This is a genomic window from Pseudoclavibacter sp. AY1F1 (assembly GCF_002931075.1).
Lineage (GTDB): Bacteria > Actinomycetota > Actinomycetes > Actinomycetales > Microbacteriaceae > Pseudoclavibacter.
Window position 1 is genome coordinate 4431 of record NZ_PSTQ01000022.1, and the last position, 21224, is coordinate 25654.

General features: G+C 67.2%; 17 protein-coding genes and 2 tRNA genes. 13 read left to right on the top strand and 6 right to left on the bottom strand.

Annotated features, from left to right (window positions below):
* Positions 1-489: 489 nt before the first annotated feature.
* A complete protein-coding gene (locus C5B85_RS18495) occupies positions 490-777 on the bottom strand; it encodes a GNAT family N-acetyltransferase (RefSeq protein WP_104287484.1) in 288 nt (95 codons plus the stop codon).
* A 125-nt stretch (positions 778-902) separates the two neighbouring features.
* Here C5B85_RS18495 and C5B85_RS19330 point away from each other — a divergent pair, with 125 nt between their 5' ends.
* Complete coding sequence (locus tag C5B85_RS19330; protein WP_181064507.1) at positions 903-1826, top strand: M15 family metallopeptidase; 924 nt, start codon at positions 903-905, stop codon at positions 1824-1826.
* A gap of 69 nt (positions 1827-1895) precedes the next feature.
* A complete protein-coding gene (locus C5B85_RS18510) occupies positions 1896-4469 on the top strand; it encodes a zinc ribbon domain-containing protein (protein ID WP_146078031.1) in 2574 nt (857 codons plus the stop codon).
* 132 nt (positions 4470-4601) lie between these two features.
* Here C5B85_RS18510 and pgm read toward each other — a convergent pair whose 3' ends face one another.
* Entirely contained in the window at positions 4602-6230 is a 1629-nt protein-coding gene (pgm, locus tag C5B85_RS18515; protein ID WP_104287501.1) for a phosphoglucomutase (alpha-D-glucose-1,6-bisphosphate-dependent), read from the bottom strand.
* 67 nt (positions 6231-6297) lie between these two features.
* Here pgm and pheA point away from each other — a divergent pair, with 67 nt between their 5' ends.
* The 3 genes from pheA (at position 6298) to C5B85_RS18530 (ending at position 9881) form a co-directional block, all read left to right on the top strand.
* The gene (gene pheA, locus C5B85_RS18520) at positions 6298-7245 is read left to right on the top strand and encodes a prephenate dehydratase (RefSeq protein ID WP_104287487.1); all 948 of its coding nucleotides are present in this window, start codon (positions 6298-6300) and stop codon (positions 7243-7245) included.
* A 496-nt stretch (positions 7246-7741) separates the two neighbouring features.
* Positions 7742-9178 (top strand): hypothetical protein, encoded by a 1437-nt coding sequence (locus C5B85_RS18525; protein ID WP_104287488.1) that lies wholly within the window; start codon positions 7742-7744, stop codon positions 9176-9178.
* A 121-nt stretch (positions 9179-9299) separates the two neighbouring features.
* A complete protein-coding gene (locus C5B85_RS18530; RefSeq protein WP_104287489.1) occupies positions 9300-9881 on the top strand; it encodes a hypothetical protein in 582 nt (193 codons plus the stop codon).
* Between the two features lie 123 nt (positions 9882-10004).
* Here the strand turns inward: C5B85_RS18530 and C5B85_RS18535 are convergent, their stop codons facing one another.
* The 3 genes from C5B85_RS18535 to C5B85_RS18545 all read right to left on the bottom strand — a co-directional run bounded on the left by C5B85_RS18535 (position 10005) and on the right by C5B85_RS18545 (position 12023).
* The gene (locus C5B85_RS18535) at positions 10005-10319 is read right to left on the bottom strand and encodes a DUF6907 domain-containing protein (protein WP_104287490.1); all 315 of its coding nucleotides are present in this window, start codon (positions 10317-10319) and stop codon (positions 10005-10007) included.
* 124 nt (positions 10320-10443) lie between these two features.
* The gene (locus tag C5B85_RS18540) at positions 10444-10692 is read right to left on the bottom strand and encodes a helix-turn-helix domain-containing protein (protein WP_104287491.1); all 249 of its coding nucleotides are present in this window, start codon (positions 10690-10692) and stop codon (positions 10444-10446) included.
* Positions 10693-10853: 161 nt separating this feature from the next.
* Entirely contained in the window at positions 10854-12023 is a 1170-nt protein-coding gene (locus tag C5B85_RS18545) for a diacylglycerol kinase family protein (protein ID WP_104287492.1), read from the bottom strand.
* Positions 12024-12107: 84 nt separating this feature from the next.
* Here C5B85_RS18545 and serS point away from each other — a divergent pair, with 84 nt between their 5' ends.
* The 6 genes from serS (at position 12108) to C5B85_RS18575 (ending at position 18695) form a co-directional block, all read left to right on the top strand.
* On the top strand, positions 12108-13373 hold the full coding sequence (gene serS / locus C5B85_RS18550; RefSeq protein ID WP_104287493.1) for a serine--tRNA ligase: 1266 nt from the start codon (positions 12108-12110) through the stop codon (positions 13371-13373).
* Positions 13370-14206 carry an HAD family hydrolase gene (locus tag C5B85_RS18555; RefSeq protein WP_258070907.1) on the top strand — a complete coding sequence of 279 codons (837 nt, stop codon included), beginning with the start codon at positions 13370-13372 and terminating at the stop codon, positions 14204-14206. The genes serS and C5B85_RS18555 overlap by 4 nt, the downstream gene beginning before the upstream one ends.
* Positions 14207-14214: 8 nt before the next feature.
* Entirely contained in the window at positions 14215-15714 is a 1500-nt protein-coding gene (locus C5B85_RS18560; RefSeq protein WP_104287494.1) for an LssY C-terminal domain-containing protein, read from the top strand.
* A gap of 118 nt (positions 15715-15832) precedes the next feature.
* Positions 15833-15920 (top strand) — tRNA-Ser (locus tag C5B85_RS18565).
* A 29-nt stretch (positions 15921-15949) separates the two neighbouring features.
* Positions 15950-17299, top strand: a complete 1350-nt coding sequence (locus tag C5B85_RS18570; protein ID WP_104287495.1) for an LCP family protein — start codon at positions 15950-15952, stop codon at positions 17297-17299.
* Between the two features lie 106 nt (positions 17300-17405).
* Positions 17406-18695, top strand: a complete 1290-nt coding sequence (locus C5B85_RS18575; RefSeq protein ID WP_104287496.1) for an LCP family protein — start codon at positions 17406-17408, stop codon at positions 18693-18695.
* 17 nt (positions 18696-18712) lie between these two features.
* Here the strand turns inward: C5B85_RS18575 and C5B85_RS18580 are convergent, their stop codons facing one another.
* Positions 18713-19480 (bottom strand): DUF1345 domain-containing protein, encoded by a 768-nt coding sequence (locus C5B85_RS18580; RefSeq protein WP_181064508.1) that lies wholly within the window; start codon positions 19478-19480, stop codon positions 18713-18715.
* 136 nt (positions 19481-19616) lie between these two features.
* Between C5B85_RS18580 and C5B85_RS18585 the strand changes: the two genes are divergently transcribed.
* Together C5B85_RS18585 and C5B85_RS18590 are read left to right on the top strand one after the other, a co-directional pair.
* Positions 19617-19709, top strand: a tRNA-Ser gene (locus C5B85_RS18585).
* A 267-nt stretch (positions 19710-19976) separates the two neighbouring features.
* Positions 19977-20822, top strand: a complete 846-nt coding sequence (locus tag C5B85_RS18590; RefSeq protein WP_104287498.1) for a Cof-type HAD-IIB family hydrolase — start codon at positions 19977-19979, stop codon at positions 20820-20822.
* The last annotated feature ends 402 nt before the right edge of the window (positions 20823-21224 follow it).

Consider the following 21224-nt stretch of genomic DNA (forward strand, 5'->3'; position numbering starts at 1 on the left):
GAGCTGGCTGGGCTGCCTGAGCTGGCTGTCTGGCTGGCGCCGGGGGTGGGGATGCGCTGGCGCCGGGTCTCCGGTCCTGCCTGCTCGCCCTCATGTCCGTTTGCCGACGCGGATAAGTGGGCCAGATGCAGGTTGCGGCGTGCGGGAGCCTGTAACTGGCTGACTCTTGTTTGTGGCTGCCGGCTGAGCTGGCTGAGCTGGCTGAGCTGGCTGGGCTGCCTGAGCTGGCTGTCTGGCTGGCGCCGGGGGTGGGGATGCGCTGGCGCCGGGTCTCCGGTCCTGCCTGCTCGCCCTCATGTCCGCTTGCCGACGCGGATAAGTGGGCCAGATGCAGGTTGCGGCGTGCGGGAGCCTGCTTCTGGCTGACTCTTGCCGCCGCCGCCGCCGCCGCCGCCTGGCTGGGCTGGGCTTGGCTGAGCGGCTGGCGGGCAGTCCCCCGCGTCTCGTTCCTTCGCGGATGCGGGGCGGCGGGACCGGCGCAGCGCGCGGTCAGCGGGTGGTGAGCGGCTGGAACTCTGGGTGCTTGCGGATGAACGCGGCGACGTACGGGCACTGCGGGACGATCGTGAGGGCCGACTGCTCGCCGAGGGTCGTGAGCGCCGCATCCGTCAGCACGGCCGCGAGGCCCTGCCCCTGGTAGGCGGGGTCGACAACCGTGTGGTCGATGACGATCGCGTCGGCCGTCGTGACGTAGCTCAGGTAGCCGAGCTCGGTGCCGTCGCCGTCGTTGAGGGCGAAGCGAGAACGGTCCTGCTGATGCTGAACGGAGTTTGACATGGGCAGAGGGTACGCCGCGCCGCGGGCAAACAGCTCAGCATTCGCCGCGTTCGAGCCAGTCTCAGTGTGCGCCCTACTCGGCCAGCCCCGGAGAGCCCCGCCCGAGCCTGTGCAAGGGTTGACCGGTGACTGAGGAGCAGCAGGCCCAAACGCCGGATGACGAGGGACGTCGTGCTGAGCGCGACGGGCGCACCAAACGCCGAGCCTCGCCGCGCGTGCGCCGCAACCGCAAGATCGCGGCGGCAGCCCTCGCGGTTGTGGTCCTCCTCGGCGGTGGCTTCATCTACTGGGCCGTGACGGCGGCGTCGAACGGCGACGCGAACGTGCCGACCATCGCATCCACATCCACGCCTGCGACTCCCACCAGCACGCCCACGCCAACGCAGACGCCTGAGCCAACGCAGACGGCCGAGCCGACGCCGACTGAGACGCAGCCGCCGGCAAGCGCGCTCAATATCACGGACCCCAACAGCGTGACCGTGCTCGTGAACAAGAAGACGCCGCTCGCACCAGCCGACTACGCGCCCGCTGATCTCGTCGCGATGTCGGACATCGGGGTCCCCTCGGCGAACGGGCACTCGCTCCGCTCCGAGGCGGCGACCGCCGTGCAGACGATGTTCGCCGCAGCGAGCGCCGAGGCCGGACTGACCCTCGACATGACAAGCGGGTACCGCGACTACGGTCTGCAGACCGAGCTCTACAACGGCTACGTCGCCGACCTCGGGCAGGAAGCGGCCGATCTGACCTCCGCGCGCCCCGGCTACAGCGAGCACCAGACGGGGCTCGCCGCCGACATCTCCTCGCAGGGCGAGGGATGCGTGCTCGAGCAGTGCTTCGCGGCGACAGCTGGAGGCCAATGGCTGGCTGCGAACGCGCACCGCTTCGGGTTCATCCTGCGCTTCCCGGACGGTGCGACAGCTACCACCGGATACGAGTTCGAGCCGTGGCACTACCGCTACGTCGGCACGGACACGTCGGCCGCGATGCAGGCGGCAGGCGTCACCACGTACGAGGAATTCCTCGGCGCTCCCGCGGCGCCAGGCTACTGAAACGGTGAGGCTCGGTAGAGTTCTGCCAGAGCTTTGAACGCAGAAGAACTCCAAGACCAGGAGGTCGAGATGGCAACGTGCCCAACGTGTGGTGCCGAAGCGCAGGTCGGACAGAGATTCTGCGCCGAGTGCGGTACCAAGCTGACGGCCGGGCGCCCTCGCGCCTCGGAGGGTGACGGCAGCAACGCCGCCCCGCGCCGCCCCGCTGACATCGGTGCGGGCGGGTTCCGCTGGAACGCCTCAGCGCCCACTCCTCCGTCCGAGGTCGTCGGGCGCGCACGCGAGGAGGCGCAGCAGGTAGCGCCCCCCAGCGATGGCGATGACTTCTTCGCGCGCTACCGGCCGAAGGCTGCGTCGCCGAGCGCCCCTGAAGCTGACGACGTCGACGGCGACGGCGAAGCTGAAGGGGCGGCCCCGGAGCCGCAGTCGTTCCTCCGCTCGCGTCGCCGCTTCAACCCAGACCTCCGCGCGACAGGCGAACGCAACGTCGTCACCCCAGAGGCCGTCATCCCGCCAGCTCCCGCGCGGCCGCGCACCCCCGTTGCTCCCGCCGAGCCGGAAGCACCTGTCGAGCAGCCAGCCGCAGGGACCTCTGCTCAGCAGGCGGACGCGCCGGTCTCTCCGAACGCGACAGGCCCTGTGCGAGACGCGTTTGCGTTCGAGCCGCCGACGACCGAGTTCGATGTGCTCCCCATGAACACCCCGCCGAGCCGGTCAGCTGCCCCAGCCGGGATGCCGTCTGGCAGCGAGGACGAGACCCGAGGGCAGGTGCCGAACTGGTTCTCCGAGCTCGAGGGCACGGGAGACCCCTCGCCGGAGGCTCCCGCGGCCCCTGCGCCCGTCGCATCCAGCTCTTCGAACCAGGCCCCGGACGCCAACGCGGCAGCGGCACCGCAGTTTGGACGGCCGCCTGAGCGGACCGACGCCGCACCCGCAGCGAACGCGCGCGCGGAAGCAGACGGATCGGTCGAGGCGAATCCCGCCGTGCAACCGCAGGCACCGGAGCAAGGGGCACCCAGGATTCCCTCGTTCCGTGCGGAACCGCCCGTGGCGCCAACGCCCCGAGTCGTCCCGTCGCCGCCGCCCATGCCCGCGACTGGCGACCCGTTCCGTGGCGCATCCGCGGCTCCTGTCTTCCCCAGTGGACCGGCGGTTGTGCCTGGCGAACCGCCCCGAGCGGCACCTGCCGCGAGCAGCGCCTTCGACGAGCTTCTTGCTGGCGAGCGCAGCGACGGCAGCGTCCTCGACGATTCCGACCGCCCTATCGTGTCGCGCGATTTCGAGCAGACAGGCATCGTCCCCCTCCCGCCCCGCAAGCGTGAGAGCTTCGGGCAAGCGCGCGATTCCGAGAGACGGGATGCGGCCGATCTGTTCGGCGCAGCCGGCGACGCCTCGGCCACCTCTGCCCCCGGCGTGTCTCCTGCTCAGCCCGCGGGCGCTCAGGCAGGCGCTCAAAATCCCGCCGCACAGGCACCTCAGGCACCAAGCGCGCCCGAGGCCGAGCCTGCGACCCGCGCCCTGCCGAGGCAGGACACTGGGCCGGCCCTCGGCGAGGAATTCAGCCAAGATCAGGGCTTCGCCGCCAACCGCGGACGCGGGGTTGGTGCTGGAGTTGCGGGCGCGGCGTCTGGTGCCGCCGTATCTTCTGCCCCGGACTTCGCCGCACCGGCGAGGTCGCAGGGTGAACCAGCTGCAGCTCCGGGCGGCCAGGCCGCGGCTCAGGATGGCCAGGCCGAGCAGGACCCTGCGAGGGAGCTGCTCTCCAGCTGGTTCGACGAAGAGGACTCAGTCCAGCAGCCTTCGGTGCCAGCTTCCGCCGGAACTCGTGCGCCTCGTGCACCCCGCCGACCGGCGCCGGCCTCCGAAGCGCCAGACGCGCTAGCTGGTGCCCCATCGAGGACAACAGCACCGGCGGCGTCGGGGCCGGTCAGCGCCGAGCCCGACCTGCAGCCGTCCGGGAGTAACCCGTTCGACCGGGTCGGCGCGGCACTTGGCGGAGGAAGCGGGGGCGGTGGGGGACGCGTGGGCGCGGCCGTTCGTGGCCTCGACAACCGAAACCGCCGCCGCCTTGGCGTCATCGCGCTCTCGGTGGTCGGATCGATCCTGCTCATTCTCTCGGCGATCATGATCGGCAACGTCGTCGGAGCGAACCGGGACGACCCGGTCGCTGGCGGCGAGCCGTCCGCAAGCGAGACCGCGGCGGAGCAGACCACCCCAGCGGAACCGGCCGCGCCTGCCGCGGTCGCCGACCCCAACTTCGCCCCCGTCTCCTTCACGAGCGAGACGGGCAATATCCGCTGCCAGATCACCCCGGAGACCGGTGTCGCCTGCCAGCAGTACACGGTGGACTTCGCAGTCCCGGATCAGGTGTGCGAGGCGGGTGCGACGGGAGTCGTGGTCGGCCTCGACTCCAACGGCTACACGTTCCCCTGCCTGACGGAAGACATCCCGCTTGAGGGCGCTGTCGTGCAGCCCTATAACTCGCCGGTGGCGCTCGGCGAGTTCGTGTGCGAGATCACCTTCGAGACTGGTCTGACGTGCTTCAACGCCTCAGGCGACATCGTGAGTGTCGAGTACTCGGCGGGAATCGGCCAGGCTGGTCGACTCAGCGCGACCAACCCGACCCCCGCGGAAGGCCAGTAGCTTCCCGCGGCTCTCCGCGGCCAACGCTGCCAGTCAGATGGCCCCTCCGGCACTGCCGTAGGGGCCATCTGACTGGCAGCGGCTGCGTTCCGGGCCGCGCAGCCCTCTCTGACGTTTCGGCGCAGACGCCGGCTAGGAGCCGAGCGCCGCGTCGACGATGGCCTTGGCCTCCGCCTGCACGAGCTTCAGGTGCTCTGGGCCCTTGAACGACTCTGCGTAGATCTTGTAGACGTCCTCGGTGCCGGATGGGCGGGCAGCGAACCACGCGTTCTCGGTCGTGACCTTCACCCCGCCGATAGCCGCTCCGTTGCCAGGCGCGTGGCTGAGGCGTGCCGTGATGGGGTCGCCAGCGACCTCCACGGCGGAGATGGCGTCGCCGTCGAGCTTGCCGAGCACGGCCTTCTGGGCCGGCGACGCTGGCGCGTCGACGCGCTCGTACGCGGGGCGACCGAATTCGGCGACGAGCTCCTCGTAGCGTTGCGACGGCGTCTTGCCGGTGACGGCGATGATCTCGGCGGCGAGGAGAGCAAGCAGGATGCCGTCCTTGTCGGTGGTCCAGACGGTGCCGTCCTTGCGGAGGAACGACGCCCCGGCAGACTCTTCTCCGCCGAAGACGATGGACCCGTCGATGAGGCCTGGCACGAACCACTTGAACCCGACGGGCACCTCGACGAGCGTGCGTCCGAGCGAGGCGGCGACGAAGTCGATCATCGTGCTCGACACGAGCGTCTTCCCGATGCCCGCGGTCTCCGACCACTCGGGACGGTTCGCGCACAGGTAGTCGATGGCGACGGCCAGGTAGTGGTTGGGATTCATGAGCCCAGCGTCTGGGGTGACGATGCCGTGGCGGTCGGCGTCGGCGTCGTTGCCCGTGAGGATGTCGTAGTCGTGTCGGCGTGCGAGCACTGAGGCCATGGCGGACTGCGACGACGGGTCCATGCGGATTTTGCCGTCCCAGTCGAGCGTCATGAACGGCCAGCGGGCGTCCACGTCTGGGTTGACGACGGTCAGGTCGAGGTCGTATTCGTCTGCGATGGCCTGCCAGTAGCGCACGCTCGCGCCGCCGAGGGGGTCTGCGCCGATGCGCACGCCCTCGCGCTTGATGGCGTCGACGTCGATGATGTTCTTCAGGTCGCGCACATAGTCGCCCTTGAAGTCGTGGCGGCCCACGTTCGTCTCGTCCGGGGTGCCGCGCTTCACGCCCTCGAGGCCAGCCTCGATGAGCTCGTTCGCGCGGTTCGCGATCCAGCCCGTCGCATCGCTGTCGGCCGGCCCGCCGTGAGGGGGGTTGTACTTGAAGCCACCGTCCTGGGGCGGGTTGTGGCTGGGGGTCACGACAATGCCGTCTGCCTGCTCGGTGTGGGCAGGGTCGGCGTTGTAGCGGATGATCGCGTGCGAGAGCGCCGGGGTGGGGACCCACTCGTCGTCGAGGTCGGCGAGGACGGTGACCCCGTTCCCGACGAGCACCTCGAGGGCGCTGCGCTCTGCCGGCTCGCTGAGGCCGTGCGTGTCGCGGCCGATGAACAGCGGTCCGGTGATGCCCTGCTCCGCCCGGTACTCGACGATGGCCTGCGTGATGGCGAGGATGTGCGTCTCGTTGAACGAGGAGTTGAGACTCGAGCCGCGGTGGCCGCTCGTGCCGAACGCGACGCGCTGCGTCGATACGGCGGGGTCGGGGATCTTCTCGGCGTACGCAGCAATGAGTGCGTCGAGATCGATGAGGTCAGATTCAAGGGCGAGGCTGCCAGCGCGATCGTGCATGTCCACAGTCTGGCACCGTGAGGTGTCTCGTGGGGAGGAACTCATGCATCGGCATAGGCTGATCTCCATGACCGAAGCCAGCGCCGTGCCAGATGAGCAAGAGACCTACTCCTACCTCGGGCCGGCTGGCACCTTCACGGAAGCGGCGCTCAGTCAGGTTGCGGCCGCGCGTGGGCAGATCTGGCGCCCGGTGAGCAATGTCGGCGAGGCGCTCGCGGACGTCACGTCGGGGCGCAGCGTGGCGGCCATGATCGCGATCGAGAACAGCATCGAGGGCGGCGTTACGGCGTCTCAGGATGCGCTCGCCACGATTCCGGGGCTGCGTATCGCGGGCGAGTACGAGGTATCGATCTCGTTCAGTCTGGTCGTGCGGCCCGGCACACGGCTCGAGGATGTGCGCACCGTCTCGGCGCATCCCGTGGCGTACGGGCAGTGCCGCAGGTGGCTTCACCTCAACATTCCTGGGCATGAGCACGTCGCGGCGAACTCGAATATCTCGAGCGTCAACGCGCTGTTCGACGAGCGCGGCGACATCGACGCCGCAATTGCTCCGCACGGAGTGCAGGATCGTTTCGATGTTTCGGTGCTTGGCGAGAGCATCCAGGACAATCAGACTGCGCGCACGCGGTTCGCCCTCGTGAGCCTCAGCCGCGAGCTGCCTGCCAGGACGGGGGCTGACAAGACGAGCCTCATCGTTGAACTGCCTGAGGAGTTCCCCGGCTCACTCATGGTCATGCTCGAGCAGTTCGCGACGCGTGGCGTGAACCTCTCGATGATCACCTCGCGCCCCCTGCCCGACCGCATCGGCTCGTATCGCTTTGTGCTCGACCTCGACGGGCACATCGATGACGCGCGTGTGGCGGATGCGCTGCTCGGGCTTCGCAGGTTCAGCCCGCACGTGATCTTCCTCGGCTCGTACCCGCGGGCCGACCGGAAGCCGGTTGTCGTCGACGCTCGGTGGGGTGATGAGCACTTCGGCGAGGCCGTCAACTGGCTGAGCTCGCTTCGCAGCTGATCGTCGGTCTCCGCTGGCTTCGCCGCTCAACGTTTGAGCACCTCGAGCAGGCTCTCGCCGAGGCGCCTGGCGCTGTCGGCGTCTGGTCTGGCGCCGGTCCGGCGCAGACGGGGCGACGACCGCGCGTGGCGGTTGTTGTCTGTCTGGACACAGGGGAACTGACCGACGACATTCCTGGTTGACGTCGACCTGAGGCCATCATTGTCGCGTCGCGCCCGTCGGCGTACCGCAACATCTGCCTCTGCGCCAGGGGAGAAGTACCCGGAATTTACCTGTTGAAAAAGGTCACGGTCCTGTTACGTTGGACGAGCACTTTGCTGATTCCCACCTGTTCGTGCTACTGAGCCCCCGGCTTCAGTGGAGCACTTCTGGTGGGGTGGCGGGAATCCGCCTCGGCGTCGCGGTGCGAGGATGCCCGCCCGTTTCCCTGGCTGGCCCTCGCGAAGCAGCGCCTCGCAGTACTGAGACGACCTGTAACCAACGAAGGGGCCCACGCTTGAAGAAGCAGCTCGAACAGCTTGAGTCGGAGACGGGCTCGCGCTCGCAGTCCGCTCGTGGCGGTATCCGCAAGACGCTTGCATCCATCGGCATCGTCGGTGGACTCGTCGCCATCTCCACCGGTCTCGGCTCGGCGCCTGCGCTCGCAGACACTCCGAGCGAGGACCTCACCGGGACGCGCACGGAGCCTGTTGCGGCCCCCTCGCGTCACGGCGACGACAGCCGCTCGCATCTCTCTCGCTCCACGATGCCGGTTCGCGACTACGTCATCCAGCCGGGAGCTGAGCTTCCGGCGGGAGTCACAGCTGAAGAGGCCGCCGTCTGGGAGATCTACGTCAAGATCGCGACACCTGAGTTCATCAACCAGCACATGTCGACTTACGAGACGTACACGGACTCCAGCAGCAACGTCGCCGCTTCGGTCAATCAGGACGTCTCCGACCCGTCGAAGTGGCAGCTCAAGGTGAACCTGGCTTGGGGGTCCGACAAGGACCTGCTCACCGAGACGCTCATCCATGAGTTCGCTCACGTGCTGTCGCTGAACACGGAAGAGGTCGACCTCACGTACGCCTCGTGCCTGAAGCTTGAGCTCTGGGAGGGCTGCCCGCAGCCTGACTCGCAGATCCTCGGCTTCTACGAGAACTTCTGGGAGCCATACGGCGACGCGGCACCTCCGCAGGACAACTACGACTGGGATGTCGCCGATGCCTGGTACGCGACCCACGAGTCCGACTACGTGAGCAATTACGCAGCGATGAACATCGTCGAGGACTACGCGGAGACATGGGCGGCGTTTGTCGTCACGGACGTGCAGCCCACCGGTGACACGGTGCTCGCCGACAAGTTCGAGTTCCTGTGGACCGACGCGGAGCAGCTCGAGCTGCGCAAGAACATTCGCATCGCTCTCGGGTTCGATGTTGCGCCGACCGCGACGCCGACTGCCACGGCAACGCCGACCGCCACGGCGACCCCAACTGCAACGACGGAGCCGACTGCGACTGCGACGACGGAGCCGACGGCCACCGCGACGACGGAGCCCACTGCGACTGCAACGACGGAGCCGACTGCGACTGCAACAACCGAGCCGACCGCAACCGCAACGACCGAGCCGACTGCGACCGCAACGACGGAGCCGACTGCGACTGCGACGACGGAGCCGACCGCAACCGCTGAGCCAACGTCAACGGCAACGGCCGAGCCCACGGCGACCGCAACATCCACGCCGGGTACAACCATCACGGTCACGCCTTCCGCATCTGCCTCCGCGTCGACGTCGGCCACGCCGACTGAGACCGCGGTTGCTGTTGGCGACGACACGCTCGCGACCACCGGTGGAGAGTTCGACGCGACGCTTGCGTTCGGCATCGCAGGCTCGGTGCTGCTCGCCGGCACCGTGCTGCTCCTGGCGCAGAAGAAGCGCAAGCAGGACGCCTAACCACACGCAGGCTCAGGTCCGGCATACCCCGGTCTGAGAGACTGAGCGGCCTACCTCGAACAGGGGTGGGCCGCTCTTCTGTGCACGGAACGTGCCAGCCATGTCTGGAGAACCGACAGTCGTGACGTCTGCCACTCGCCACCGTCTCTACTCGCACGCGCGTTCCGCGGGTCTCTTCCTCGTGGCCGTTCTCGTCGTGCCACTCCTTCCGTGGGAGCAGGCGCACGCCCACGCGATCGAGGCGAGAGAGGCGGACGACTCCCACCCAGCATCCTGGACGCTTGAGGTGAACGCGGCGAGCGCGGGTGGCCTCGAACTCGAGCAGGCGATGGTGCGCGAGTACACGCATCTGCTGTCGCTCAACCTCGAAGAGGTGGCGCCTGATGCACAAAGCTGTGCCACCCTCGATCTCGCCGAGGGATGCGCGCTCGCTGGTTTGATGCTCGGCGTCACGGTGGTGCCGCTGACAACCGCTTCGCCAGGGCAGGAGTCCGTTTCGCCAGGGCAGACGTCCGATCGGGTCGACGCGCAGGAGGCGATCGATCAGTCGGTCCCGAGGGCGGCGGTTGTCACGATCGCGGTGCTGTCTGCGCTCATCGTCGCCCTGCTCATAGCGTTCGTCGTGTGGATGCGCAGGCGCGCTCACGCGGAGGCGGCGGAAGACGAGGAACGTCCCGGGGGGACTGGCCCGAGCGGCTCTTGAGCGATTCGGGTGGCCTGTCACCCTCAAGCCTGAGGACGCCCTGAGCCAGGGGTGCTGCCTCTGGCTTCGCGGTGCTGTGCTTGGTCGTGCTCTGGCCCGCTCGTGTGAGTTCACGGGCATGTGTCAAATGGCAGTGTCGGCCGCGAACCCCTGCAAGGCATCGCCAAGGCTCGAGGCGCTTCCCGCCGCGAGGTCGAGCACCGGTGTGCCCTCGTGCAGTACCGCGATCCACGGGGTGGTCTCACCTGCATCCTGGTGCGTGACGAGTTCGAGGGTTATGGGCATGGCGGGCAAGTCGGGCCGGAATCGCCGCTCCCCCTGAGTCGGACGTCGGGTGAGTTGCAGTGCGAGAGTCTCCCCGTGATGCAACGTGTCTCCGTCGAGGTGCAGTGAGATGCACCAGTTCGGGCAGGGGCTTGTGCCGGTGGGTTGCATCATGTTGCTCCAGGTCCTCGCGAGTCAGCGGTTGCGAGGCAACGCGATCCGGCACAGATCGATGTGTGTTGCCCTGCGAGAGCAAGGTACCGCCGACCGCCGACATTGGAGCCGCTGAGCCGCCGCGTTATGGGCTGGATTGCGGAGCTGGGGTTGCCGGCGCGGTGCCGACGAGGAGGTCCATGGCTGGCACTCCGAGCAACTCGGCCATGCCTTCGAGCGTCTGCAGCGTGATGTTCCGCTCGCCTCGCTCCACGCCGCCGACGTAGGTGCGATGCAGCCCGACCACTGCGCCGAGGGCCTCTTGACTGATGCCTCGTGAGAGTCGAATTCGACGGATGTTGTTGCCCACGCTTCGCTGGAGTTCACCGACCATGCCCCAAATACTGGATTGCTGCTACTCATGAGTCTACAGAGTGATAAGTAGCATTCTGATCCACGCAACGGCTCACGGTCAAGGCTGACGCGGCCTGGAGTCGATGAAGTTATCCGCTCATTGCCAAGGTTGTCCCGGTGTGTGCCTTCGGCGTGTCGCTTTCAGGAGGCGTCGAGCGGTTTCGGTGCGGTCTCGTTCGGCGTGAGCCCCAGCCGTCGTGCGAGCGTGCGGAGTCCCTCGTTCTCGGGCATCGGCTTGGGTGTGCGCACCGTGAGGCTGGCGGGCTCGATCCAGATGCGGGCCGCAGTGATCTGCCCGGCCGCGTCGCCGTCGACCTCGAACTCCTCGGGGCCGGAGTCGAGCCTGAACGTGACCTCCTCGACCTGCGCGTACGTGAGCGCGCGCACGCGCTTGCGGCCCTGCAGCAGGATGCGCCTGCCGACGTCGGTGCGTCGCATGATCCCGGACTGCACGACGATGCGTCCGTAGATCTGCAGCCAGCCGATGAGCCCGTTGGGACGCATGATGGCGAGGTCGAGTCGGCCGTCGTCGATCTCCGCGTCTGGCAGGAGGTGCAGGCCACCGGGCATGAGCCCGCAGTTGCCGACCATGACGGTGGCGGCCCGCAGCGAGCGCGCGTGCGTCTTGCCGTCGATGCGCAGGCGCAGATGGAAGTTGGGGCCGTTAGCCACGGACCGGGCGATGCCGCCGAGGTAGGCGACCCAGCCGACTTTCTTCTTCAGGTCCTCTGACGTGTTGGCGATCATGCCGGCGTCGACGCCCACACCGCCCAATACGGTGAAGGCCATGCGCTCGCGGGTCTTGTCCTCGCGCTCCACGGAAGCCCAGCCGAGGTCGATGCGCGCATCCACCCCGCCGAAGGCGACTTCCACGGCGCGGGCGAGGGTTGTCATGGGCAGGGTGGAAGGCTTCGCGCCCGGCAGGAGTGTGGATGCGTTCTGCATCATCTCCGAGACCGTGTCCGTCATGCCTCCCGCGACTTCGATGCCGATGTTGCGGGCGAGGAGGTTGCCGGTGCCCCCAGGGACGACTCCGAGCGCGACGTCGCTGCCTGCGAGGGTCTCGGCGACGAGCCTGACCGTGCCATCGCCCCCGGCGGCGATGACCATGGTCGCGCCCTGCGCGATCGCTTCCTTTGTCTGGCCCGCGCCAGGGTCCTCGACGGTCGTCTCGAACCAGAGGGGTTCAGGCCAGCCGTACCGTTCGGCGCTCTCGGTGACGGCTGTGCGCAGCGCTTCCGTGTCGACCTTCACTGGATTGACGACGATGGCGGCGAGCTTGTCTGATCCCTGTCGGGCGGTTTGCGGCATGGAGTGAGCCTAGGTCAGTCCTGGTGAACGTCCGCGACGAACTCTGCCCCCGCCCGCGTCACCCTTGCCAGCTAGGCTTGGACTGTGATCGACGCCCAGCTTCTCCGTGACCAGCCCGACCTCCTCAAGCGCTCGCAGATCTCGCGCGGCAACGACCCGGCGACGGTCGACGTGGCCCTCGAGGCGGATGCGGCGCGCAGGGCGGCGATCTCCGAGTTCGAGCGCCTGCGTGCTGAGCAGAACGCCGCTTCGAAGCTGGTCGCGAAGGCCAGCAAGGAGGAGAAGCCGGCGATCCTCGCGTCGGTCAAGGAGCTCGCCGCAACCGTGAAGGCGGCAAGCCAGGCGGCGAATGAGGCGAGCGCAGCCGCTGACGCGGCGATCGGGCGCATCCAGAATCTGGTCATCGACGGGGTGCCCGCCGGTGGCGAAGAGAACTTCGAGGTGCTCAAGACGGTCGGCGAGCGCCCGGCGTTCGATTTCGAACCACGCGACCACCTCGAGCTCGGTGAGCTGCTCGGCGCGATCGACATGCAGCGCGGGGCGAAGGTCTCCGGCGCGCGCTTCTATTTCCTCCGCGGCATCGGGGCCCGCCTGGAGCTTGCCCTCATGATGTACGCGCTCGACGTCGCGATTCGCAATGGCTTTGTCATGCTCACGACGCCGACGCTCGTGAAGCCCGAGATCATGCGCGGGACGGGCTTCCTCGGTGAGCACGCCGACGAGGTCTACCACCTGCAGGACGACGACCTGTACCTGACCGGCACAAGCGAGGTGGCGCTCGCGGGCTACCACTCCGACGAGATCCTCGACCTCGAGGCTGCGCCGCTGCGCTACGCAGGGTGGTCGACCTGCTACCGCCGCGAGGCTGGTTCGCACGGCAAGGACACCCGCGGCATCATCCGCGTGCATCAGTTCAACAAGCTCGAGATGTTCGTCTACGCGAAGCCGGAGGACGCGGAGGCAGAACACAAGCGCCTCCTCGGCTGGCAGGAAGAAGTGCTGCAGTCGCTCGGCCTGAGCTACCGCGTCATCGACACGGCCGCGGGTGACCTGGGCTCGTCGGCCGCTCGCAAGTTCGACGTGGAGGCGTGGGTGCCGACCCAGGACGCGTACCGCGAGCTCACGTCGACCTCGAACTGCACGACCTACCAGGCGCGTCGCCTGTCGACCCGTCACCGCACCGAGTCTGGCAAGACGACACCGGTCGCGACCCTCAACGGCACGCTGGCGACAACTCGCTGGCTGGTTGCTCTGCTCGAAACGCACCAGCGCGCGGATGGCTCGGTGCTCATTCCCGAGCCGCTTCGCCCGTACCTGGGTGGGCTCGAGGTCATGGAGTCCGTCGCGTGAGCGGGGAGCGCCTGACCGAGGCTGGCCCTGCGGGCGAGCGGATGCTCGTCGCGCTCGACATCGACGGCACGATCCTCGGCATCGACGGCACGATTCCAGATGCGACGTTCGAGCAGGTTCGTCGCCTGCAGTCCGAGGGGCACGAGGTCATGCTCGCAACGGGGCGCAGCTGGGCGGACACGCGACCCATCGCGGAGCGGCTCGGCCTCGACTCGCAGTTCCATGTCTCGGCGAACGGCGCGATGACGCTCGAGCGCGACGCCGTCGCGCAGGGTGGCTACGCGACGCGTTGGATTGAGACGTTCGACCCCACAGAGGTGCTGGTCAGCCTCCGGGGTGCGCTCGAGAACGCCATGTTCGCGGTCGAGGACCCGCAGGGCGTGTTCAAGTACAGCGGCCGCTTCCCCGACGGCAGCTTCGAGGCGCGCGGCCAGGAGGTTCCCTTCGAGCAGCTGCTGAACGCCGAGGCGACGCGACTGGTTGTCATCTCCCCCGACCACTCGATCGAGGAGTTCACGGCGGTTATCGAGCGTCTTGGTCTGCACGAGGTGAGCTATTCGGTCGGCTGGACCGCTTGGCTGGACATCGCCCCAGACGGGGTCAACAAGGGCACGGCCCTCGAGCGCGTGCGACGCGAGCTCGGGATCCCAATGGAGCGGGTTGTCGTCGCGGGCGACGGCCGCAACGACATCGAGATGCTGCAGTGGGCGTCAAAGGGCGGCACAGCGATCGCGATGGGCGACGCTCCGCAGGAGGTCATCGACGCGGGTACGGTGCTCGCGCCGGACTTCGCGCACGACGGCCTCGGCGCGGCGCTCAGCAGGCTCTCTTAGGTACGGTCATGACCGTTGACGTGCCTCGGAGGCGGCGACCGCTTGCGGCGCTCGGGCAGTCGCTCGACGGCTTCTTCTTCGTGTTCGCGGGCCTGGCCGCGATCTGGCTTGCTGTGCTGGTGGCCGACGACTCGCTGCAGGTCGGCTGGTGGGGCATCCTGCTGCTCGTCTTCTTCTGGGGGCTGCTGGCCTACCTGGTGCTGCCGCGCATCCACCGCATTCTGACGACCGTGTACGTTCCCGACTACTTCATCGGCAGGGCGCGCACCAGCGATGGCTTGCTGGGCGACCCCATCAACCTCGGGCTGCTCGGGCACGAGGCCGAGCTGCACGAGGCCATGCTGGCTGCCGGATGGACGCGCGCCGACGACATCTCCCTGCGCACGAGCCTCGGCATCATCTCCTCGACGGTCACCCGCCGCAGCTACCACGAGGCGCCGGTGAGCCCGCTGTTCCTGTTCGGCAGGCAGCAGGACTTCGCCTACCAGCAGGAGGTCGAGGGGAACCCCGCGAAGCGGCACCACGTGCGCTTCTGGAAGTGCCCGGAAGACTGGCTGCTGCCCGGTGGCACGAGGGTCGACTGGCTCGCGGCCGGCACCTTCGATCGGGCCGTCGGCTTCTCGCTCTTCACGCTGCAGGTGACGCACAAGATCGACGCGGACACCGACATCGAGCGTGACCACATCGTCGCGACGGTGCTCGAGGGCACCCCGGCGGCGTCGGTCTCCGTGCTCAAGGACTTCTCGACCGGCTACCACTCGCGCAACGGCGGCGGCGACTCGATTCGCACCGACGGCAACCTGCCGGTGCTGCAGCTGCCGAGCACAGCGGATGCGCCGGTGAGTGTCTCCGCTCCCGTGCTGCAGCCGCTCGGCGTCGCAGCAAGGGACGGCGTCGCAACACGGGACGGCGGCGCAACACGGGACGGCGGCGCAGCGGGTGCCCCGGGCGCAGTCCAGGCTGAGCACGAGCCGCACGAGCCGCATGAGCGTTCGACGAGGAAGCGCGCCGCCTTCGAGGCGATGAGCACCTCGAACCCGATCGAGGTCTCGGTTGGCGAGGAGGTTCGCAGGCATGGCCGGCCGATCACGACGACCTTCGGAGCGCTCGTCGTCTTCGGGCGCGGGTTGCTCGCACTGCTGTTCTTCGGTGTCCTGGCGCTGGTCGGACCAGACGGGATGCACGAGGTGCTCAAGGAGTTCGACGTCGCGGAGGCGGACGCGGCGGCCCTCTCCGAGCCCGTGTGGATCGCGACCATGGTCGTCGGTGGGGTCATCGTGCTGACGTCCTTCCTCTTTGGGGTGCTGGTGCTCCGCGGAGTGAATTGGGCGCGCATCACGCTGCTCCTCTACGCGACCGCGTCCATCGCCGTGCAGTTCGGGGGTTGGTGGGCTGGCGACGAGGAAATCAGGTTCAGCACTACCCTCGCGTTCACGGCTCTGGATATCCTGTCCTTGCTGGCTCTGTCAGGGAAGCCGGCTCGTCAGTACTCACGTCAGCGTTCGTGAGGTCGGGGCGATGGCCGTAAGGCCGCAACGCGTACCCCGGTAACCAGACATTTCACTTTCGGTTACCATGGACACGCGACAAGCTCGAAAACGATACTGAATCGTTGTGAGCAAATCTGGAGGGCTGTCCGAGCGGCCGATGGAGCTGGTCTTGAAAACCAGTGGGCAGCAATGTCTCGTGGGTTCGAATCCCACGCCCTCCGCCACCAAGCCCCTGACGTGAGGAACCCCGCCTGTGACGCACTCCGGACCTTCCCGCGCACGTCGCGGCTTCGTCCCGGGCCAGGGTGTCAGAGACGAGGCGCCGAAGGCCACATCGGCCCGCCACGGCAAGCTGCACGTCATGACGCCGACGAACTCCGTCGTGAAGACGGGAACGATCGCCCTGTGCGTCGCTCTTGTCAGCGTCATGTTCGTGGGGGCGCTCGCCTGGATCAACCTGCAGGCGAAGGTCACGACCTTCGACATCGCCGACCCGTCGGGTACCGAGGAGCCCGCGAGCTTCGCTGAGATCGAAGGCGGCATCAATGTGCTGCTGGTCGGCAGCGACGACCGAACGGGCCAGGGCGCCGAGTTCGGTGAGGGCGAAGCGGACGCGGACGGTGTGCTCAACGACGTCAACATGCTCCTGCACATCGCCGAGGATCGCTCGAGCGCATCCGTCGTCAGCATCCCGCGCGACACGATCGTGAACCAGCCCGCTTGCACCAACGACCAGGGCGTCGCCATGGATGAGGCCTTCGAGGTCCCCATGAACAGCATCCTCGGCGAGGGCGGCATGAACTGCGTCGTGTCGACGGTCGAGGCGATGAGCGGAATCGAGATCCCGTACGCGGCGATGGTGAAGTTCCGCGGCGTCATCGAAATGTCGAACGCCGTCGGCGGCGTCGAGGTCTGCGTCGCGAACGAGATCAGCGACGACTACGTCGGCCTGTACCTGCAGCCAGGCAACTACACGCTGCAGGGTGAGGATGCGCTGAAGTTCCTCCGCACCCGCCACGGCGTCGGAGACGGCAGCGACCTGACCCGCATCGCGAACCAGCAGGTGTTCCTGTCGTCTCTCATCCGAGAGGTGAAGAGCGCTGGCACGCTCACGAACCCTGTCAAGCTCTACGGTCTCGGCGTCGCGGCGACGCAGAACATGACCATGTCGAGCTCGCTCACCGACCCGAACACGCTCGTCAGCATGGCGATGGCGCTCTCGCAGGTGCCGCTCGACAAGATCACGTTCGTGCAGCTGCCAACCGCGGCGTACGACTCTGCGCGCGTGCAGCCGCTCGAGCCGGACGCGACGGCCATGTGGGAGCTGCTGCGCACCGACCAGTCGCTGGAGGTTGCGGGCGCTCCCGAACCGACCGAGACTCCCGCCGATCCGAACGCGACGGTAAACATTGACCCGGCAACTGGCTGGCAGATCGACCCGGCCACGGGCTTCCCGATCGACCCCGCAACCGGGATCCCCGTCGACCCCGCCACGGGGCTCCCCGTTGAAACGCTGCCGACGTCGGCAGCGCCGCAGCCGACGCTCGCCGGCCAGCGCGCCGATGAAGAGTCCTGCTCCAACGCGAGCACCTCGCTGTTCTGAGTGTGAAGCGTCAGCACCAGGTGCTGCCGGTGCATGGTCAGGTGATCCAGGTTCGCGCGGCCTATGCTGACGAACTCGACGTACGCTCCGGGGGAGGCCCGCACCTGTGACGACTTCTCGACGAGGGGGAAGCAGCGCTCAGCGCTTCGACCGAGCCGGTGACGATGGCATTCTGCACCCGGATGCACGCGGCGGTGTCGCCCAGCACGGGCGGCTGCCGGTCACCACAGCGGCGGGTTCGCTCGGCAAGGGCGCGCTGGTTGCGCTTTCGGTCGTGCTCGTCAGCGTGCTCTCGGTCGGCGGTATCGCGCTTGCCGGCCTCATCGGCAACCTCGATGTGCTGCCAGACCCGGGTGGGGACAACCCTCCCATCGCGTTCGACGAGATCGAGGGCGGTTTCAATGTGCTGCTGGTCGGCAGCGACGACCGCACGGGCCAGGGCGCCGCGTTCGGCGAGGGCGACGAGGACGCGTCCGGCGTCCTCAACGACGTCAACATGCTGCTGCACGTTTCGGCGGACCGCACGCACGCATCCGTCGTCAGCATTCCGCGAGACACGATGGTGGATCAGCCGGCCTGCACCAACGACCAGGGGGTGCAGATGGAGGAGCGCTTCGAGGTGCCGATGAACAGCATCCTCGGCGAGGGCGGCATGGGCTGCGTGGTGGAGACCGTCGAGGCGATGAGCGGGCTCGACATTCCGTACGCGGCGATGGTGAAGTTCCTCGGCGTCATCGAGATGTCGAACGCCGTTGGCGGCGTGGACGTGTGCGTCGCCAACGAGATCAGCGACGACTACGTCGGGCTCTATCTGCAGCCGGGCAACTACTCGTTGCAGGGCGAGGATGCGCTGAAGTTCCTCCGCACCCGTCACGGCGTCGGTGGCAGCGACCTGCAGCGCATCGCGAACCAGCAGGTGTTCCTCTCGTCGCTCATCCGCGAGGTGAAGAGCGCGGGAACGCTCACCGACGCGGGCAAGCTCTACGGTCTTGGGCAGGCGGCGACGCGCAACATGACCATGACGAAGTCGCTCGCCGAGATTCCCACGCTGATGGGGATGGCCTCTGCGCTCAACCAGGTCGACTTGGCGAAGATCTCGTTTGTGCAGCTTCCGACGGCCGACTACGACGGTGCGCGGGTCATGCCGCTCGAGCCTGAGGCGACCCGGATGTGGGACCTGCTCGCGGCCGACCAGCCGCTCACGGTGGCTGGGGCTCCGACTGGCGAGGACGGCGCGGTTGGCGAGGACGGCACCGGCGATGGAGGAGCTGGCGAGGATGCGGCGACGGATGCGCCGGTCGACCCGAATGCTCCAGCGGCGACACCCGCACCGACGTTCGCTGGTCAGGCCGCGGATCAGGAATCGTGCTCGAACCCGACGACCCTGTTCGGATAGCTGACCGGAACCTTCGCCTACACCGTCAGGCTTGTGAGTGTCGTGATCGCGATGGCGACGACACCTGCGTTGTAGAAGTAGCTGAGCACGTTGTGGACAAGCACCAGCCATCGGATGCGCTGCGACTGCACCGTCACGTCCGATGCCGCGAACGAAGAGCCCACGGTAAACGAGAAGTACAGGTAGTCGAGCGGCGTTGGAGCGCGGTCCTCGCTAGACGCGCGTGGGAAATCGAGCCCTTGCTCGTCGGAGTGCGCCTCGTCGACGTGCCGATAGATGTTCGCGTAGGCGATCTGCAGCATGAACCAGGAGATGACAATCGCCACTCCGGGCAGCACGATGAGCAGCTGCGTGAACACCATTCGGAGGGCTTCCTCGTCGACGGGGCCGGGGGTCTCCACCTCAGACATCAGCTCGTGGACATCGAAACCGCGGCTCAGCACGAGCAGCGCCGCGGCGAAGATGCCCACGAGTGCCGCGCAGATCGGCATGACCCATGACAACGCTCGGGAAACGGAGGCGAGCCCACGTGGAAGGAGGGCCGCTGGCCGACGTGTGTCGCGACGCGAAGCAAGGAAGAGCGTGACGCCACCGCCGACGATGTAGATCGTGCTCAGCAGAGCCCAGGCGGGCAGAAGGAACAGGAAGTTCTCGCCACCCGCCACGAAGTTGCCGATGAACGAAGCGGCGAGCACCACGATGAGGAGCTCGATGACGATGCTGGAGAGCTGCCTCAACGTCGAGAGGATTCTGGTCCGAGGACCGAGGCTGGAGCTGAGTTGCACGTGGTGGATCTTTCAACCTGAAGTCGCAGAAGCGGCGCCCGTAGCGGGCGTGCGCGGCGTCGATGTGGACGTCTCCCGCGATTTTGCACGCTCGGTTCGGAACTTTGCTCGCGACCCGCTACGATAGGTGAGTCTTGGAGACGTCGCATAGTCCGGCCGAGTGCACCACCCTGCTAAGGTGGAGTCCCCTTTGAGGGGACCAGGGGTTCAAATCCCCTCGTCTCCGCCAAGATGGCCCTTCGGGGTCCGCCAAGATGGCCCTCCGGGGTCCGCCAAGATGGCCCTCCGGGGTCCGCCAAGATGGCCCTTCGGGCCTTTGGAGCCGGCCCTTCGGGTCCGCAACATGAAACCCCGGTTCGAGCCAAGCTCGCGGCCGGGGTTTCGTGCATCCGTCGGCACCTGCGACAGCGACCATCACCGGCAATCTCGCTGAAAGGCGCACGGCATAGGCTTGACGGATCAGTGCCCCCGCACTGCCGATTCAACGTGAGGTCACATGCCAGATCGCTTGTCCAGTCCCAAGATCGCTTTCCTTGACGTCGACGGCACGATCCTCGACCACGGGCGGCAGATCGCTCCCTCAACGGTGCGGGCAGTCCATGAGGCTCGAGCTGCTGGGCACCTGGTCTACCTGTGCACTGGTCGAGCTGCAGGGCACATTCCTGAGGCGGTCCTCGACATCGGGTTCGACGGTGCGGTGACGAACGGGGGAGCCTTCGCGGATGCGGGGGGCGTCCGCGTGCATGAGGAGACGATGCCCTCGACCGAGCTCGATGCCCTCATCGCTCACTTCAAGAAGCACGACCTCCACTACATGCTGCAGAGCGACAAGCGGGTCTATGCGCCTGCCACAACTCGGGCGGCGATCAAGCAGCACTTGGCGGCGGCTCAGGTCGGCAAGGTCGAACCGCAGACGTCGCCGCAGGGTGGCTTCTCCGCTGAGCCGATCGAAGAAGCTCCGCTTGCTGAGATCGCGAAGGCGGTGTTCTTCACCGAGGAGGCGGGTGCCGTTGAGCGGGCGAAGGCCGAATTCGGTGATCGATTCCACATTGTGCGCGGGAGCATGCCGCTTCCCGGCGGTTCCGACGGAGAGGTTGGGCTCCCCGGCACCACGAAGGGGGCAGCCATCGAGAAAGTCCTCGATCATCTTGGGCTGGACCGTGCTGACGCCATCGGTATCGGCGACAGCTGGAACGATGTCGAGATGTTCGACGTCTGCGGCGTCGGGATCGCGATGGGAAATGCCGACCCCGAACTGCAGAAGCTTGCCGACGAGGTCACCACACCGGTGCTGGAGGATGGCATCTACAACGCTTTCGCTCGCCACGGCCTGGTCACGTAGGCCGAGCTGGTCAAGGTTTCGGCTCGTGCGGCTACGGACACCGAGGCTCTCGGTGATCGCGACACGCCCGGGTTGCTGGATAGTTTGACCTCCGGATCGAAACGCGGGTAAGTTACACAGGTTGCTTCCGAGCGGCAGGGAAACCGGCCAGGAGGAAGAGCGCATAACTCAACATCACGGCCAGGAATGTCCAGTAGCAATTGCGAATCTCGCACAGCTCAAGTTGACAAGGTTCCGAACCTGATGTAGGTTAGAGAGGTTGCTCTCGGGAGATGGTCTACTAGGCCGGAAACGAGAAGCGTCCGATTCTTGAGAACTCAACAGCGTGCACTATGTCAAATGCCAATTTGATCCCGTGCCTCTTCTTTTTGGAGGGGTAGCCTCTCTTTTTGAGGGGTAAGG